This window comes from Paenibacillus sp. HGF5, from assembly GCF_000204455.1.
GTDB classification, from domain to species: domain Bacteria; phylum Bacillota; class Bacilli; order Paenibacillales; family Paenibacillaceae; genus Paenibacillus_AQ; species Paenibacillus_AQ lautus_A.
Genome location: NZ_AEXS01000015.1, coordinates 1 through 685, shown reverse-complemented (window position 1 = coordinate 685; position 685 = coordinate 1). Strand labels below are relative to the sequence as shown.

The 685-nt window shown below is 49.6% G+C and carries 1 protein-coding gene; it reads right to left on the bottom strand.

Translation table 11 applies throughout. From position 1 onward, the window contains the following. Positions 1 to 445: IS110 family transposase (locus HMPREF9412_RS01545; RefSeq protein ID WP_009589512.1), on the bottom strand; the 445-nt coding region annotated here is incomplete at its 3' end. Positions 446 to 685: the final 240 nt, after the last annotated feature.

Below are 685 nucleotides of genomic sequence, written 5' to 3'. Positions count from 1 at the left end.
GTACGTACATCGCGGTTACAAACTCATGTTGCCTCGTTAAGTGTTGAAGTTCGGTGTAGGTTTCCTCCCACTCTCGATGCGCTTTAACGTCCCCTCGGTAGTACATCTCAGCCAAATGCCATGCATCTGCTGCATCTGTTTTCACCTTGCGAAGTTGCGTGCCTTTCGATCGTTTGGCTTGCAGAGGGTTGACGATGTAATGAGTCCATCCACTGCGTTTAAGATACCCTACCAGACTTCGATGGTAATGTCCGGTCGCCTCAAGGACAACAACGGGCTCGACGCCACTTTTATGTTTGAGTGTTCCTAACAGTTCCCCTAGCTGTTCAAAACCTTCCGGCCCATGATGAAGCTTCTCCATCCTCCCGAAGGGTTTTTCGCGACCGATAAAGGCCTGGATAACGCTAACCCCTTTGGCCACGTCTATTCCTACTACTGGCTGCATAATAACCTCCTTGATTCGATTTACCGGCCTTCCCACATGGTCTCCAACCCCATAGCTTCGCTTGTGATGCGAGGTCTAAAGCCTCTACCAGCTCAAACATAGTCGTTGGACGGTAGTGAGAGAACCGTTTTTTTGACGGGATCTGCGTCCCTAAGCCACCTTCGTTCTCCCGGATACCACCATCGTATAATGCCTACAAAAATAGGCCAACCAGAAATCTCTGGCTGACCTAATAATACG